General features: G+C 62.4%; 15 protein-coding genes. 9 read left to right on the forward strand and 6 right to left on the reverse strand.

Going from position 1 to position 16,116, the window contains the following annotated elements; all coding sequences use genetic code 11:
• Positions 1-75 precede the first annotated feature (75 nt).
• Positions 76-1,743: a glucose-6-phosphate isomerase gene (pgi, locus tag KGQ91_RS00670; protein ID WP_224416651.1), complete on the forward strand. Its 1,668-nt coding sequence runs from the start codon at positions 76-78 to the stop codon at positions 1,741-1,743.
• Positions 1,740-2,720: a carbohydrate kinase family protein gene (locus KGQ91_RS00675; RefSeq protein ID WP_224420004.1), complete on the forward strand. Its 981-nt coding sequence runs from the start codon at positions 1,740-1,742 to the stop codon at positions 2,718-2,720. Before pgi ends, KGQ91_RS00675 begins: the two co-directional genes overlap by 4 nt.
• 19 nt (positions 2,721-2,739) lie before the next feature.
• Here the strand turns inward: KGQ91_RS00675 and KGQ91_RS00680 are convergent, their stop codons facing one another.
• Positions 2,740-3,408 (reverse strand): alpha/beta hydrolase, encoded by a 669-nt coding sequence (locus tag KGQ91_RS00680; RefSeq protein WP_224420005.1) that lies wholly within the window; start codon positions 3,406-3,408, stop codon positions 2,740-2,742.
• A 153-nt stretch (positions 3,409-3,561) separates the two neighbouring features.
• On the opposite strand from KGQ91_RS00680, the gene KGQ91_RS00685 reads away from it, so the two are divergent.
• The 5 genes from KGQ91_RS00685 (at position 3,562) to KGQ91_RS00705 (ending at position 8,664) form a co-directional block, all read left to right on the forward strand.
• Entirely contained in the window at positions 3,562-4,497 is a 936-nt protein-coding gene (locus tag KGQ91_RS00685) for a CysB family HTH-type transcriptional regulator (protein ID WP_163649216.1), read from the forward strand.
• Between the two features lie 140 nt (positions 4,498-4,637).
• Positions 4,638-5,660, forward strand: a complete 1,023-nt coding sequence (locus KGQ91_RS00690; RefSeq protein WP_163649217.1) for a sulfate ABC transporter substrate-binding protein — start codon at positions 4,638-4,640, stop codon at positions 5,658-5,660.
• A gap of 94 nt (positions 5,661-5,754) precedes the next feature.
• The gene (gene cysT, locus KGQ91_RS00695) at positions 5,755-6,591 is read left to right on the forward strand and encodes a sulfate ABC transporter permease subunit CysT (protein WP_163649218.1); all 837 of its coding nucleotides are present in this window, start codon (positions 5,755-5,757) and stop codon (positions 6,589-6,591) included.
• A gap of 103 nt (positions 6,592-6,694) precedes the next feature.
• The gene (cysW, locus tag KGQ91_RS00700; RefSeq protein ID WP_224416648.1) at positions 6,695-7,504 is read left to right on the forward strand and encodes a sulfate ABC transporter permease subunit CysW; all 810 of its coding nucleotides are present in this window, start codon (positions 6,695-6,697) and stop codon (positions 7,502-7,504) included.
• Entirely contained in the window at positions 7,501-8,664 is a 1,164-nt protein-coding gene (locus KGQ91_RS00705) for a sulfate/molybdate ABC transporter ATP-binding protein (protein WP_163649220.1), read from the forward strand. Before cysW ends, KGQ91_RS00705 begins: the two co-directional genes overlap by 4 nt.
• 94 nt (positions 8,665-8,758) lie before the next feature.
• Here the strand turns inward: KGQ91_RS00705 and KGQ91_RS00710 are convergent, their stop codons facing one another.
• Genes KGQ91_RS00710 through KGQ91_RS00725 form a run of 4 tightly spaced genes read right to left on the reverse strand, consistent with a single transcriptional unit; the run spans position 8,759 to position 12,471 of the window.
• Complete coding sequence (locus KGQ91_RS00710; RefSeq protein WP_163649221.1) at positions 8,759-9,613, reverse strand: EAL domain-containing protein; 855 nt, start codon at positions 9,611-9,613, stop codon at positions 8,759-8,761.
• A gap of 26 nt (positions 9,614-9,639) precedes the next feature.
• Positions 9,640-10,530, reverse strand: coding sequence for an ABC transporter permease (locus tag KGQ91_RS00715; protein WP_163649222.1), 891 nt, complete (start codon positions 10,528-10,530; stop codon positions 9,640-9,642).
• Entirely contained in the window at positions 10,527-11,429 is a 903-nt protein-coding gene (locus tag KGQ91_RS00720; RefSeq protein ID WP_163649223.1) for an ABC transporter ATP-binding protein, read from the reverse strand. Before KGQ91_RS00720 ends, KGQ91_RS00715 begins: the two co-directional genes overlap by 4 nt.
• A gap of 1 nt (position 11,430) precedes the next feature.
• Entirely contained in the window at positions 11,431-12,471 is a 1,041-nt protein-coding gene (locus KGQ91_RS00725; protein WP_224416647.1) for an ABC transporter substrate-binding protein, read from the reverse strand.
• A gap of 257 nt (positions 12,472-12,728) precedes the next feature.
• Here KGQ91_RS00725 and KGQ91_RS00730 point away from each other — a divergent pair, with 257 nt between their 5' ends.
• Positions 12,729-13,655 carry a TauD/TfdA dioxygenase family protein gene (locus KGQ91_RS00730; protein WP_163649224.1) on the forward strand — a complete coding sequence of 309 codons (927 nt, stop codon included), beginning with the start codon at positions 12,729-12,731 and terminating at the stop codon, positions 13,653-13,655.
• 22 nt (positions 13,656-13,677) lie between these two features.
• Complete coding sequence (locus KGQ91_RS00735; protein WP_163649225.1) at positions 13,678-14,325, forward strand: RBBP9/YdeN family alpha/beta hydrolase; 648 nt, start codon at positions 13,678-13,680, stop codon at positions 14,323-14,325.
• Here KGQ91_RS00735 and KGQ91_RS00740 read toward each other — a convergent pair.
• Positions 14,285-16,054, reverse strand: coding sequence for an SLC13 family permease (locus KGQ91_RS00740; RefSeq protein ID WP_163649226.1), 1,770 nt, complete (start codon positions 16,052-16,054; stop codon positions 14,285-14,287). The genes KGQ91_RS00735 and KGQ91_RS00740 overlap by 41 nt on opposite strands.
• Positions 16,055-16,116 lie beyond the last annotated feature (62 nt).

Raw genomic sequence — 16,116 nt, forward strand, 5'->3', positions numbered from 1 at the left:
CACCTGATCGCGGCAGGGCCCCACGACGGCACGGGCCTGGCCGCGACGCCCTACACAACAAGAGGACACGCCCTTATGTTCCAACTCACCCGCAGCGTGACCTGGCGCGCCCTCCAGGCGCTCCACCGGGAAACCACCCACGACCGCATTCGCGATTACTTCGCCGCCGACCCGGCGCGCTTCGACAAGATGAGTCTGCGTGTCGGCGGACTGTTCCTCGACTACTCCAAGCATCACATCTCCGACGCCGTCCTCGCCAAACTGCTCGAACTCGCCGATCACTCGGCGCTGGTCCAGCGCCGGGCGCAGATGTTCTCCGGCGACATCATCAACGTCACCGAGGACCGCCCGGTACTGCACACCGCCCTGCGCAACCTCGGCGACGAGCCGGTGATGGTCGACGGCCACGACGTGATGCCCGAGATCACGCGTACCCGCGAGCAGATCCGCGCCTTCTCCGAGGCGGTGCGCGACGGCAGCTGGAAGGGCTATAACGGCCAGACGATCAAGGACGTGGTCAACATCGGCATCGGCGGTTCGGACCTGGGGCCCAACATGGCCTGTCGGGCGCTGCTCAAGTACCGCAACCAGGCCCTCAACTTCCACTTCGTTTCCAACGTCGACGGCGCCCACATCCAGAAGGTCCTGCGCCGGCTCGACCCGGCGACCACGCTGTTCATCGTCTCGACCAAGACCTTCTCCACCCAGGAGACGCTGCTCAACGCCAAGACCGCGCGCCGCTGGTTCCTCGACAACGCCGGCGAGGACGCCGACGTGGGCGCCCACTTCGTCGCCGCCTCCACCAACCGCAAGGCGGCGATGGAATTCGGCATTCGTGAAGAGAACGTCTTCGAGTTCTGGGCCTGGGTCGGCGGGCGTTACTCGATGTGGTCGTCGATCGGCCTGCCCATCGCCCTGTCGATCGGCTTCGACGGTTTCATGGAGCTGCTCGAGGGCGCCTACGAGATGGACCGCCACTTCATCGAGGCCCCCAACGCTCGCAACATGCCGGTGCTGATGGCGCTGATCGGCATCTGGTACATCAACTTTCACGGCGCCGAGACCCAGGCCATCGTGCCCTACGACCAGGCCCTGCATCAGCTGCCGGCCTTTCTCCAGCAGCTCGACATGGAGTCCAACGGCAAGTCAGTGGACATCTTCGGCCATCCGGTCGACTACAAGACCGGGCCGATCGTCTGGGGCCAGACCGGCTCCAACGGCCAGCACGCCTTCTTCCAGTTGCTCCACCAGGGCACCCGCTACGTGCCGATCGACTTCATCGCCTCGCTCAAGCCCGACGCTGGCATGGAGGAGCATCACTTCGCCCTGCTCACCAACATGCTCGCCCAGGCCAACGCCTTCATGGAGGGCAGCCAGCAGGGCAGCCAGCTCGACCCCTACAGCTGTCCGGGCAACCGCCCGTCGAGCACCCTGCTGCTCGACGAGCTGACCCCGCGCAATCTCGGCGCGCTGATCGCGCTCTACGAGCACAAGGTGTTCGTCCAGGGGGTAATCTGGAACATCAACTCCTTCGACCAGTGGGGCGTGCAGCTCGGCAAGCGCATCGCCGGCGAGATCAGCGAGCGCATCGACGAGCGGGTTCAGGATTTCGACGCCTCCACCCAGGGTCTGCTGGCCCTGGTGCGCCAGCACTTTCCCGCCCACTCGGACCGGGACGCGGGCACGGCCGACGCGCCCGACAAGGGCAAGGCCAAATCCCCCAGCCGGAGCAAGCGCTCATGATCCCTGTCATCGCCTTCGGCGAGGCGCTCGTCGACATGCTTTCCAGCCGCCTCGGCGACGCCGCCGGCGGTCCCGAAACCTTCACGCCCTATGCCGGCGGCGCGCCGGCCAACGTCGCCGTGGCCTGTGCCCGGCTCGGCGTGGAAAGCCACTTTCTGGGCATGGTCGGCGACGACCGCTTCGGCCGCTTCCTGACCGCCGAGATGGCCAGCCACGGCGTCGACACCTCGGGCGTGGTGACGACGCAGGAAGCCCGCACCGCGCTGGCCTTCGTCTCCCGCGACGCCGACGGCGAGCGCACCTTCGACTTCTACCGGCCGCCCGCTGCCGATCTGCTCTACCGCCTCGAGCACCTGCCGGCGGGGGTGTTCGCCGAGCCGGCGATCGTCCACCTGTGCAGCAACAGCCTCACCGAGGAAGCGATCGCCGAGACCACCCTGGCGCTGGCCGACATCGCCCGGCGCTCGGGCAGCCTGGTCAGCGTCGACGCCAACCTGCGCCACACCCTGTGGCCCGGGGGGCAAGTCGACATCGGCCGCGTCACCGCCCTGCTCGATCGCGCCGACCTGCTCAAGCTCTCCGCCGAGGAGGTCGAGGCACTGCGCGGCGATCACCCGGTGGAAGCCTGGCTCAATCAGCGCTTTGCCGCTGGGGTGAAGTTGATCGTGATCACCGACGGCGCCGCGCCCGTGGAGGTACACCGGCTGAACCAGCGACTCACGGTCACGCCGCCGGCCGTCAAGGCCGTCGATACCACCGCCGGCGGCGATGCCTTCATCGGTGGCCTGCTCGCCCTGCTCGCCGAGGACGACGTCGATGCCGGGTCATTCGCCGCCTGGTGCGACGACACGGCGCGCCTCGAGCGGGCGGTGGAAGTGGCCTGCCGCTGCGGCGCCCACGCCGTGACCCGCCCCGGTGCCTACGCCGCGCTGCCGTCGAAGGCGGATCTCGACCAGCTCAGGGGCGAGGCGAAGTAGCCACCCGCCCGCCTGCCGATTACGCGGTAGGCAGACGCCGCGCCAGCCAGTCGCCGATATCGGCGATCTGCTGCGGGCACAGGGCGTGGGCCATCGGGTAGGTACGATAATGCGCCGGCAAGCCCAGCTCGCGCGCCCGGTCGTAGCCGGCCCGACCCAGCGACTCGGGAACGATCGGATCGAAGGTGCCGTGATGTACCTCGACCGCCAGGTCGCGGTTGGCCTCGGCAACGCTGAGCGTGTCGCCGGTGGCGAAGTAGGTGGACATCGCCAGCAGGCCGGCGAGCGGGTGTGGATAGGTCAACGCTGCCTGGTAGGCGACCGCCCCACCCTGCGAGAAGCCGGCAATCACGATCCGCCGGCTGTCGATACCCGCCTCACGCTGAGCATCGATCAGCGCCTGAACGGTCTGCGCCGAGGCTTCGAGCTGATCGACATCGATCTTGCGCGACAGGTCCATCTCGAGGATGTCGTACCAGGCCGGCATGCGCATGCCGCCGTTGACGGTCACCGCCCGGCTCGGCGCATGCGGCAGGACTACCCGCAGGCCCAGGTCGCGCGGCAGCCCGAGCGCCGGCACCAGCGGTTCGAAGTCGCCGCCATCGGCCCCCAGGCCGTGCAGCAGAATCAGTGCGGCGTCCGCCGCCTGCCCGTGGCGGGATTCGATCACCAATGGCTCGCGTGCCATGCCATTCTCCTTGAGCAAATTTCAGGGGCGGGACAGCTTCTACCCACCGACGTCACATGGTGTGCATTTTGATATGGATATCAAGAAAACCTATTTATAGTAATAAAAAATAGGTTTTATATTCCCACTAATACTTAGCCGTTAGGGAAGACCATGAATCTCCAGCAGCTTCGCATCGTACGCGAGACGGTGCGACAGAGTTTCAACCTCACGGAAGCGGCCAACGCTCTTTTCACTTCCCAATCGGGGGCCAGCAAGCACATACGCGATCTGGAAGACGAGTTGGGCGTCGAATTGTTCGAGCGCCGGGGAAAGCGCATCTTGGGTCTCTCGTTAGCTGGCAAGTCGCTTGTGGACACCATCGAGCGCATTCTGCTGGATGTCGAGAACCTCAAGCGCTCAGCCTATCAGCTCGCCCATCAGGACCAGGGCAGCTTGGCCATCGCGACCACACATACTCAAGCGCGTTATGCACTTCCACCGGTAATAGCTCGCTTCAAGGAGGCATTTCCCAAGGTCCATCTGGAACTGCACCAATGCAGCCCCGGTGAAATCGTGTCTCTTCTCAAGGCTGGCAAGGTGGACCTGGGCATAGCCACCGAAGCCTTGCACCAAGAGGGACAGCAATTCGTCTGTTTTCCTTTCTACCACTGGTATCACGGCGTGATTGTTCCCGAGACCCACCCGTTGACGCGCGAGGTCAAGTTGACGCTAGAGCGTATCGCCGACTACCCGATCGTCACCTATCACGAAGGATTCACCGGTCGCGCCCGAATCGACCAAGCCTTTGCCGAAGCCAACGTCTCTCCCGACGTCGTACTCACGGCATTGGATGCCGACGTCATCAAGACCTATGTCGAGCTCGACATGGGCGTCGGCCTGATCGCCTCGGTCGCGTTTCACGCCCAGCGCGACCATGGCCTGAAATTGATCGACGCTTCACACCTATTTCCATGCAATACGACCTACATCGCCCTGCGGCGAGGCCATTTCCTGCGCAGCTTCGCCTACCAGTTCCTCCAGCTGTGCCACAACGATCTCGATCCCGAAACCGTGCAGCGTGCATTGAGCCCAGCGCTGGGCGGCTAGCCAATATTCTTTTCTGCGATAAACAATCCTTTTTTTATTCGTTCATGAATCGCCCTCCTTGCGGTTAGATACTGATATCTCATCAAGCCAATCATCCAGCTGGCCTCATGCGTCACTGCATCCGCAAGAAAGGAGTTCTCATGCTGCATCTTTCACCGACCATCAAGCACTGGCTGGCCCTGGGCGTCCTGGGGTCCTCGATCCTCTCGGGAAGCGCGCTGGCCAAGGATATCGAACTGCTCAATGTCTCCTACGACCCCACGCGGGAGCTCTACAAGCAGTACAACGCCTGGTTCGAGGATTACTGGAAGGAGCAGACCGGCGACACCCTTCAGGTCAAGCAGTCGCATGGCGGTTCCGGCGGGCAGGCACGCTCGATCATCGATGGCTCGCCCGCCGACGTTGCCACTCTCGCGGTCTCGGTGGACATTCAGGGTATCGTCGAGAACTCCAATCTGATCGAGCCCGGCTGGCAATCGGAACTACCTTATAACTCGGCCCCTTATACCACCGTTCAGGTGTTCCTGGTTCGCGAAGGCAACCCCAAGGATATTCACAACTGGGACGACCTGGTGCGCGAGGATGTCCAGGTCATCACCCCCAACCCCAAGACCTCGGGCGGCGCGCGCTGGAACTTCCTGGCAGCGTACGGGTGGGCACTGGATCAATACGGCAGTGAAGACAAAGCCCGGGACTACATCAACAAGCTGTACAAGAACGTCCCGGTACTGGATTCCGGCGCGCGGGGGGCGACCAATACCTTCGTCCAGCGCCATATCGGTGACGTCTTGATCACCTACGAGAACGAGGCGCTGCTGGCCACCGAGGAACTGGGGCCAGATCAGTTCGACATCGTGGTACCCAAGAAGACGGTGCTGGTCGAGACCCCGGTTGCGGTGGTCGACGCCAATGCCAAGAAACACGGCACCACGAAAGTTGCCACGGCCTATCTGGAAAAGCTGTTTGAACCCAAGGCCCAGAAAATTGCCGCGGAGAACTATTACCGCCCCCGCGACAATGACATTCTCGCCGAGTTCAGCGATCGCTATGCCGACGTCGACACCTTCACGGTGGAGGAAAAATTCGGCAGCTGGGAGAAGGCTCAGGCCAAGTTCTTCGATGATGGCGGCGTCTTCGATCAGATCTATCAACCCCAGGGATGATCATGACGCCCTTCGTGTTTACGCCGGGCCATGGGATGGCTCGGCGTCCTGACGTTGCATGCCCCATCAACGCGCACAGCAGCGAGGTACCGCTATGAGTGTCTTGGCGTGGCGACGCCCTTCGCTGATGCCCGGCTTCGGCCTGAGTGTCGGCTACACCGTGGTGTATCTGAGCCTGATCGTGCTGATCCCCCTCTCGGCGGTCTTCATCGAGACCTCGGAACTGGGCTGGGGGCGTTTCTGGGACACAGTGAGCGCACCGCGGGTCGTCGCGGCGTTGCAGACCAGCTTCGGGGCCTCGCTGATCGCCGCCACCATCAACGCCGTGTTCGGCCTGCTGGTGGCCTGGGTGCTGGTTCGCAACCCATTTCCCGGGCGCAAGCTCATCGATGGCCTGGTCGATCTGCCGTTCGCCCTACCCACGGCCGTGGCGGGCATCGCGCTGACCGCGATCTATGCCCCGACCGGCTGGATCGGCCAGTGGCTGCAGCCGCTGGGGCTGCAGATCGGCTATCAGCCGGCGGGGATCGTCGTGGCGCTGATCTTCATCGGCTTGCCGTTCGTGGTTCGCACCGTGCAACCGATCCTCGAGGATCTCGACCCCGAATTCGAGGAAGCGGCGGTCAGCCTCGGCGCCAATCGCTGGACCACCTTCCGGCGCGTCGTTCTGCCCGAACTCTGGCCGGCGCTGCTGACCGGTTACGCCCTGGCCTTCGCCCGTGGCGTCGGGGAGTACGGCTCGGTCATCTTCATCGCCGGCAACATGCCCATGGTCTCGGAAATCGCGCCGCTGCTGATCGTCACCAAGCTCGAGCAGTTCGAATATGCCGAGGCCACCGCCATCGCCGCCGCGATGCTGGTGCTGTCGTTCGTCATCCTGCTGTGCATCAACGGTCTTCAATGGTGGCGCACCAATCGCCACGCCGCGTAGCCAAGGAGATCTGTCAATGAAGATCACTACCGTCAACGGTTCGTCACCCACCGCGCATGCACGGCCGACTGACGCCAGGCAAGCAGCGTGGCCACGGATTGTGATGACCGGAGTGGCACTGGGCTTTCTGCTGGTCTTTCTGGTTTTGCCGTTGATCGCGGTGATGACCCAGGCCCTGGCCAAGGGATTCGGAACCTACATGAGTGCGCTGTCCGATCCGGCGGCCTTGCACGCCATCTATCTCACCCTGATCGTAACGGCCGTCGCCGTACCGCTGAACCTGGTGTTCGGGGTGGCCGCAGCCTGGACAGTCACCAAGTTCGATTTTCGCGGCAAGAGCCTTCTGGTCACGCTGATCGACCTGCCCTTTGCCGTCTCGCCGGTGATCGCCGGACTGATCTACATCCTGCTCTATGGGGCACATGGCTGGCTGGGGCCGTGGCTCGATGCCCATGACATCAATATCGTCTTCGCGCTGCCCGGCCTGGTGCTAGCGACACTCTTCGTCACCTTCCCCTTCGTCGCCCGTGAGCTGATTCCGGTCATGGAGGCCCAGGGGCGTGCCGAGGAAGAAGCGGCGCTGTCGCTGGGTGCCTCGGGCTGGCAGACGTTTCTGCGTGTCACGCTGCCCAACGTCAAGTGGGGGCTCATGTATGGCGTCATCCTCTGCAGTGCACGGGCGATGGGTGAATTCGGTGCCGTCTCCGTAGTCTCGGGGCATATCCGCGGCGAGACCAACACGATGCCGTTGCATATCGAGATTCTCTACAACGAATACCAGTACGCGGCCGCCTTCGCCGTGGCTTCGCTGCTCGCCTTGCTGGCGCTGGTAACCCTGGCCGCCAAGGCCTTCGTGGAATGGCGCGCCAGCCGTTCTCATGCCCTTTATGATTTGGAGGCCTCGCCGACATGAGCATCACCGCACGCGCTATTACCAAACGCTTCGGAGCCTTCACGGCACTCGACGATATCAATCTGGACGTCGAGAGCGGTGATCTCATCGCCTTGCTGGGGCCGTCTGGGTGCGGCAAGACTACGCTGCTGCGCGTCATCGCCGGGATGGAATTTCCCGACGAAGGCGCGGTCCTGCTCGATGGCGAGGACATGACCCATGCGCATATCCAGCGCCGCGAGGTCGGCTTCGTCTTCCAACACTATGCCCTGTTCCGGCATATGACGGTCTTCGAGAATGTCGCCTTCGGCCTGCGCTCGCGGCCGCGCCGGGAACGACCTTCCGAACAGGCCATTCGCCACAAGGTTCACGAACTCCTCGAGCTCGTTCAACTGGGGTGGCTGGCCGATCGTTTCCCCGCCCAGCTGTCTGGCGGACAACGCCAGCGCATCGCGCTGGCGCGGGCACTGGCCATCGAGCCGCGCTATCTCCTGCTCGACGAACCGTTCGGGGCACTCGATGCCAGCGTACGCAAGGAGCTACGCCGCTGGCTGCGTCATCTACATGACGAATTGCACGTCACCAGCCTGTTCGTGACCCACGACCAGGAGGAGGCCATGGAAGTCGCCAGCCGCATCGTGGTGATGAACAAGGGCCGCATCGAGCAGGTGGGCACCCCCGAGGAGATCTACGATCACCCAGCTACTCCATTCGTCTCGACCTTCATCGGTAACGTGAATGTCCTGAAAGGCCACATTAGCAATGGCAGACTGTTGTCCGGCGACTGGCAGTTGCCACTGGGCGAAGACACGCCGAGCGTGGCGAAGGGCGCGTCCATCACCGGGTATGTTCGCCCCCACGACATCGCACTGTTACGACCGCAAGCCACACCTGAAGCCGCCGGTCTGCCACGCGGCCGTGTGCATCATATCCAGCCGATGGGCGGCACCTATCAGTTCGAGATCGCCCCACTCGATCCGGTCGAGCTGCTCGACAAGTCGATTCTCGAGGTCGAGTTGTCGCGTCGCGATGCCGCCCACTTGAACCTCGCCGTGGGCGAGACCGTCGCCATGCAAGCGCTCACCATCCACTGGTACGAGACCGCCGTGTCGCAGGCTGACGGCGACAGGCAACAGGAAGAGGTATCGGCCGAGACACCTCGCCGAGCCGTCGCGACATAGCGATCGCTGACAGAGCGTGGTGCTCATCACGGAACGCTAACGGCGTCCTTGCCGGGCGCCGTTAGCGTTTCGGCTGACCGCGCATGTTGAATCGTTAGCGCGCCGCCAGCCCAGAAGCCGGGCGAACAAGATCAGCGGCCATTTCGTCGACTATCGGCCCGCTGACAAAGCCCAGCGAAAGACGCCTGAGGCGCGCCAGATCGTCACGCCGGTGAATATTCGGCCACCAGCTCGCGATGCCGCTGCGGTGCGCATCGTTTAACCAATGCGCCAGCCTTGAGTCGCCTATTGCCTCGTCTTCTAACGAGGCCCTTGCCAGCCCCTGCGGTGTGGCCCAGCGCACGCCAAGCTCATGAAGGCGTAACCAGACATCGCTCGCCAATTCAAGCGGAAGCTCATCGGCCAGCAAGGCGTACCCGCGGCGATGGAAACTGACCGCCGCCTCGCGCGCGTGCGGGTCACCCAGCAACGCCTTACCACGCTGACGCAGAATGATCCGCGACGGTCGCAGGCCCAAACGCTCCAGTAAGCTCTCGAATACCGCGCCGTGCGAGGACCCGACAGCCTGAATATGCCGGCTGTGAACGGAAACGATCAATGGCCGGGACGAATCCGAGTGGCTGTTGAGAAATTCCAGCGCCTGCAGCGTCCTCAGGAAGCGATCCAGAAAGACCACATCCTCCGTATTCCAGGTCAGGAAATAGAGCGCCTCGGTCGAGAGCGGCTGGCCCTGATCGGTCCGTATGTCGAGCCGTCCCTCGTAGGCGGCTGGCTGCATATTCTCCAGCTCCAGGATTGGCTGCAAGCAGGGATAAATTACATGATCGGCCAGCCGTGCCCACACCCGCCCCTTGTCATAATAGAACCGAGCGTAACGATTCAAGCTGGCATGTACGTTGAAGTCATCGAGATGAGCGTTGAAATAGTCGACGACGCGAGTCAGTGGCATGACCTGATACTCCTGAAAAAACAACGTTATTGTCCCCGCACCATTCCCCAGCGCCTGACGGTCAGCCGTTCGAAGGTATCGAAGATCAGGTTCTCGACCAGCAGGCCGATCACGATCACCACCACCAGACCGGCAAATACCTTGTCGGTGTAGAGTTCGTTACGGTTCTGGAAGATATACCAGCCCAGCCCGCCGCCACCCGAGGAAGCGCCGAACACCAGTTCGGCGGCGATCAGCGTGCGCCAGGCGAAGGCCCAGCCGATACGCAACCCCGCCAGCAGTGACGGCAAGGCGGCCGGGATCAGGATCAGCGCCACATACCGCAGCCCACGCAGGCCGTAGTTTCGCCCCGCCATCCTCAGGGTCTCGCTCACCCCCTGGAAGCCGGCATGAATGTTCACCGCCATGGCCCACAATACCGAATGAATCAGCACGAATATTAGACTGGCTTCGCCCAGCCCGAACCACAGCAATGCCAGCGGTAACAGGGCAATCGCCGGCAGCGGGCTGAACATGGAGGTCAGCGTCGTCAACAGATCTCGACCAATGCGCGTCGATACCGCCAGGGTGGTCAGCCCCAGCGCCAACAGCGATCCCAGGGCGTAGCCCTTGATCAACACACTCAGTGATACGCCGATGCGCGCCAGCAACGGGCCAGCGAAGAGACCGTCCCATAGTGCCCGTACCGTGGCACTCGCGCCGGGCAACATGAGCGGATTGCCTTGATAGCGAGCCGCGCCTTCCCAAAGCAGCACGAGCCCCACCAGGATCAGCGCCTTGCGCACGGCCGGCAGACCCCATAGGTGCTGCCAGCGGCTGCGTTGGGCCATCAGATCGCGGGTATCGATCGGCGGCAGCTCATAGAGCCGGTCAGGCCTTTCCCCCCGTTCTTCGGCGGGCACGGAACGTAGCGTCATGATCGAGCCTCCCGCGTTACCGCATCGTCGGCTTTCGCTTGATGCTCAAAGAGCAGTTGATGAATCCGCTGAGTACGTGCTCGCGTCGCCTCGCTACCATGGTTGTTCAAGGTATCCTCCTCGCAGCCAAGCTCGGCACGGACACGCCCCGGATGAGGCGACAGCAGCAGGATACGGTTGCCGATGACCTGAGCCTCCTCGATAGAATGAGTGACAAACAACAGGGTGAAGTGCACGTCATCCCACAAGGCCAGTAGCTCTTCCTGCATCTTGCGTCGGGTCAAGGCGTCGAGTGCGGCGAAGGGCTCGTCCATCAGCAGTATACGTGGCTGCATGGCCAGCCCCCGGGCGATCGCCACGCGTTGCTTCATGCCACCAGACAGGGTATGCGGATAGGCATCAGCGAAGCCCGACAGGCCGACCTTTTCCAAGGTTTCCAGAGCGCGAGTCTCGGCGGCATCCCGCGCCAGGGTCCTGGACGCGAGCAGCGGAAACATCACATTCTGCTTGACGGTCTTCCAGGGCGGCAGTTGATCGAATTCCTGAAATACCACGATACGATCCGGCCCGGGGGCGTGGATCGAGCGTCCATCGAGTCGGATCTCGCCCTCCACCGGGGCAAGAAAGCCGGCCACCGCCTTGAGCAGTGTCGACTTGCCGCAACCCGATGGCCCCAGCAGCACGAAACGATCGCCCTCCTGCACATTGAAACTGACCTGCTGAGCGGCCTTGACCACATGTCGCGCCGTGCGGTACTCGAGGCTTACGTTATCCACCGCCAGCCGCGGCTGTTCCGGCGGCGACGGCGTCTGTTGCGGCGCCTCGGCGGCTGGCCGTGGCGCGAGCGCGTCGGGCGTCTTGAGTGTGTCGGGCTTCTTGAAAGCGTCGAGGGTGGCCATGTCAACTCCCTTCCCAGTCATGCGCCTCGGGGAAGAAGTAGTCCTTCCAAGAGGCCGGTGAATGCCGAATGGCGCCTACGTCATGCAGAAATTTCGCCAAGGGATAAGTATTGTTCGGTACCGGCGAGAAGTTGATCGCATCGTCGGTAATGATGTCCTCGAGGAAATCGTTATCGAGCTTTGAACCGGTCACTCGCTTGTAGGTCGCGACTGCTTCGGCCGGATGATCGGCAATGAATTCGCTGGCCTGTTGCAGCGCGTCGAGAAACGCCTGATAGAGCTCGGGGTTATTCTTGCGATAGGCGGCCGTGGCATAGAGCAGTACCGGCGATACCGGCCCGCCCAGGATGTCGTAGGAATCGAGCACCTTGTGCACATCGGGGTCCGCCAGTTCCTGATACTGATAGGGCAGGTTGGAGAAGTGCGCCGTCAGTTCAGTGCCGCCGCTCACCAACGCATTGGTGGCGTCCGGATGCGGCAACGACACGGTCAGGTCATCCAGCTTGGCGTAGTGTTGCTGCCCGAATGCCTTGGCAGCTGCCATCTGCAGAAAGCGCGCCTGAACCGAGACCTTGACCGCCGGCACGGCAATGCGATCGTGCTCGCTGAAGTCGGCCAGCGTCTTGACGTCGGGGTTATTGGTGACCAGATAGGTCGGAAAGTTGCCCAGCGAGGCAATCGCCTTGACGTCGAGGCTGCCTCGGGTGCGATCCCAGGCCGTCAATAGCGGCCCTACCCCGGCGGCGGCGATGTCGATGCTGTCGGAAAGCAGCGCATTGTTGACGTTGGCGCCCCCTGAAAGCTGCTTCCACTCGACATCGAGCTCGATGCCGGCCTGCCTGGCCTCCTTCTTCAACAGGCCCTGGTCACGAATGACGTGCAGCGGAAGATAGACGATGCCGTACTGCTCGGCGATACGGACCGTCTCGGCAGCCTGAGCCTGAGCGCAAGCCGCCAACCCCATGCCCGCTACGCCAAGCGAAACCAGGCCGGCCGTGAATAGTCGATAGCGGGTTGGCCGTGTCATGTTCGCGTCTGTCATATCGTCTCCTGGTAAATGCATCTTCATCAGAACTGACAGCCTATCGAGCTGCCACAACCGCCAGCCAATCACTTATTTCGCAATGCTTTTCAAAAAATATGGGTTGGCTTCGCGCAGTTACATAATCTGCCAGTGGCTGATTAGCTAATCGAATATCGGTATTTTTCAACGCGTCCAATTCGATCAAGGATAGACACCAAGGCTTCAGCTATCCGGCATCCGTTATCTCCACCAGAACGTTGCGAGGCAATCACACCATGAGCTATCAATCGTTTCGAGTCATTCCAAGCGCCGGACATATCGGTGCAGAAATTCAAGGCCTTGACCTGAGCAGTGAATTGACACCACTGCAGTGGCGCGAGATTCATAAAGCGTTTCTCGATTATCAGGTACTTTTCTTTCACGACCAGCACCTGACGCGTGATCAGCACATTGCCCTGGGCAAGCATTTCGGTGAACTTCACATCCACCCGATGGTCAGCGGTCCCGAGGGTTACCCGGAAATTTTTCCGATCGAGGCGAACAAGGATTCATCGGACAATCCCCGCGAGGTCAAGGCAGGAAAGCGAGCCGTCAACGGCAATGACTGGCATTCAGACGTTTCCTGCGACGAGCAGCCGCCATTGGGCAGCATCCTGTATCTGAAGGAAGTGCCAGCCGCCGGAGGCGACACGCTATTCGCCAGTAGCTACGCCGCCTTCGAAGCTCTTTCGCCGGCCATGCAGCGTTTTCTGGAAGGACTTACCGCCCGCCATTCCGGAGAGGCCAATTACCGCTATCGCTACGGCAATCAGCGTCCTCAGAATCGCGAATGCTTCGGTTATGCCAATGGCAGCGAATACCCGGAAGCCATTCATCCGGTGGTGCGCACCCACCCGGAAACGGGCCGCAAGGGGCTTTTTGTCAACCGTGGATTTACCGCCGAAATTCTCGAACTGACCCCGTCGGAAAGCGAAGCGCTGCTGGAGTTTATTTATCGGCATCAGGAGACCCCGGAGTTCACAACACGCTTTAGCTGGCGCAATAACTCGCTTGCCTTCTGGGACAATCGCTGCGTTCAGCACCGAGCATTATTCGACTATGCCGGAAAGACCAGGCGCGGTGAACGAGTTACTATCAAGGGAGACCGTCCCTTTTTATCTCTTGATTCAAAGAATCAACACTGGGATCTAGTCGGCTCCTAAACTTGGCTACGGGAGGCATGACATGGCAATAATTATTAATGAAAAATGCCACTATCTTATCGTACCCGGATGGAAAGGCTCAGGTTCAGACCACTGGCAAAGCCATTGGCAAGCCGTTCTACCCCAAGCCTCGCGCATCCAGGTGACTGACTGGGATCTGCCCCGCTTCGATGATTGGATTGAGGCGATCGAGCGTGCCGTTTCCAGACTCGAAGGACCGATAGTGCTCATCGCACATAGCCTGGGCTGTATCAGCATTGCCCATTGGACTACGCGATCAGCGTTCACATACAAAATAGCCGCAGCCATGCTGGTGGCCCCCGCCGATGTAGAACAAGGGCCGGCAAGGAGAAACCTGAAAGCCTTTGCCCCCATCCCCGGAACCCCGTTACCTTTTACGAGCCTGGTGGTGGGATCGACCAACGATTGGTCGGCATCTAGACAGCGAATAGAACACTTCGCCAATGCCTGGGGAAGCATCTGCCATATTATCGCCAATGTCGGCCATATCAATGTTGAATCGGGGCACAGCCATTGGCCTGAGGGACTTTATCTCTTGAGCCACCTGACCCGAGAAATCGCACCAGAAACACCTGGCACCCATTACTGTGAGGACCAGCATTCACGATTTAGAACGGCCAGATCCGTGGGATCAGCAGCAGCGAGGTGATCCCCACCAGCACGCTCAGCGGCCCCCCGACGCGCAGGAAGTCGCCGAAGCGATAGCCGCCCGGGCCGTAGACCATCAGATTGGTCTGGTAGCCCAGCGGCGTCAAAAAGCTCGCCGAGGCGGCGAACATCACCGCGATGGCGAACGGCATGACGCTCACCCCCAGGCTCTCGGCGCTGGCGGTGACGATGGGAAAGGCAATCACCGCCGCGGCATTGTTGGTCACCACTTCGGTGAGCAGCGCGACCAGCACATAGGCGCCGATCAGCATCAGGTAAGGGTCGCCGCCGGCCAGCGTCATCGCCTGCTGCGCCACGGCCGCCGCCGCCCCGGAACTCTCCAGCGCCGCGCCCAGGCCGAACGACGCGCCGATGGTCAGCAGCACCTGGGTATCCAGACCGCGCTTGGCCGCGCCCACCGAGCAGCAGCGCGTGAGCAGGCTCGCCAGGGCGCCGAGCATCGCCGCATTGAGCATGCTCAATACGCCGAAGCTGGCCAGCACCACCACGCCGACGAGGATCGTCCACGCCAGCCAGGCCTTTTCGTGCACCGGGCGCGCCTGGCCGTTGACCTGGCTGATCAGCAGGAAATCCCGCGACTGGCGATGGCGCTCGATGAATGGCGGACGCACTTCCAGAAGCAGCACGTCGGCCGGCTGCAGGCGAATCTGCCCCAGGTTGCCGTCGACCCGCTCGCCGTTGCGGCAGACTGCCAGCACCGCGGCGCCGTAGAGCGTGCGGAAGTGTCCCTCGCGGATACGCTGGCCGATGAACTGGCACTGATCGGAAACCACCGCCTCGACCAGCCGGCGCTCGCGAAAATCCTTCTGCAGGTTCGACTCGCCGAGGCTCGACGGCCGCAGGCCGCGGAACTGCTGCAGTTCGATGGCCGCCTCGCTGGTGCCGGCGAACACCAGCCTGTCGCCGGCCTTGAGCTTCTCGCCCGGACCGACGACGCTGACCACGTTGCCGCCGCGCTCGATCTCGACCAGGAAGAGGCCACGGAGATGACGCAGCCCGGCCTCCTCGACCGTCTTCTCGACCAGCGGGCCCTCCGGGTCGACCGCCATCTCGATGGTGAACTCGCGCGGATTCTCGAAGGCCTGGGCGGCGCTGCGCCGGTTGGGCAGCAGCCAGCGACCGGCGAACAGCAGATAGCCGAGCCCCACCAGCGCCACCGGCACGCCGACCCAGGCGATGTCGAACAGGTGTAGCGAGGCCTGCGGGTAGCGCGCGGCGAGCAGGCCGTTGACCACCAGGTTGGTGCTGGTGCCCAGCAGTGAGCAGGTACCGCCGAGAATCGAGGCGAAGCTCAGCGGGATCAGGAAGCGATGGGCCTTCAGGTCGAGCCGCCGGCTCCAGCTCATCACCGCGGGCACGTAGGTCGCCACCACCGGGGTATTGTTGAGGAAAGCGCTCATTGCCGAGACCGGCAACAGCAGTCGTGCCATGGCACCGGACTCGCTGCGGGGACGCCCCAGCACGTAGCGGATGATCAGATCCATGCCGCCGGTCTCGCGAATGCTGGCGACCAGCACGTACATGAACGCCACGGTGAACAGACCGTCGTTGGAGAAGCCGGCCAGTGCCTGCTGCGGGCCGATCACGCCCAGGGTCAGCAGAACGATCACCCCACCGAGCAAGATCATATCGGCGCCGATACGCGTCGTGCCCATCAGCAGGAACACGATGGTGACGGTCGCGAGCGAGATCCAGGCATCGGGAGACATGGCGGTCCTGCGGCTGAAAGAGATTCAGTCCGCATTTTGACCGCCCTGCTTTATATCATGAA

It is taken from the genome of Modicisalibacter tunisiensis, assembly GCF_020148005.1.
GTDB lineage: Bacteria > Pseudomonadota > Gammaproteobacteria > Pseudomonadales > Halomonadaceae > Modicisalibacter > Modicisalibacter tunisiensis.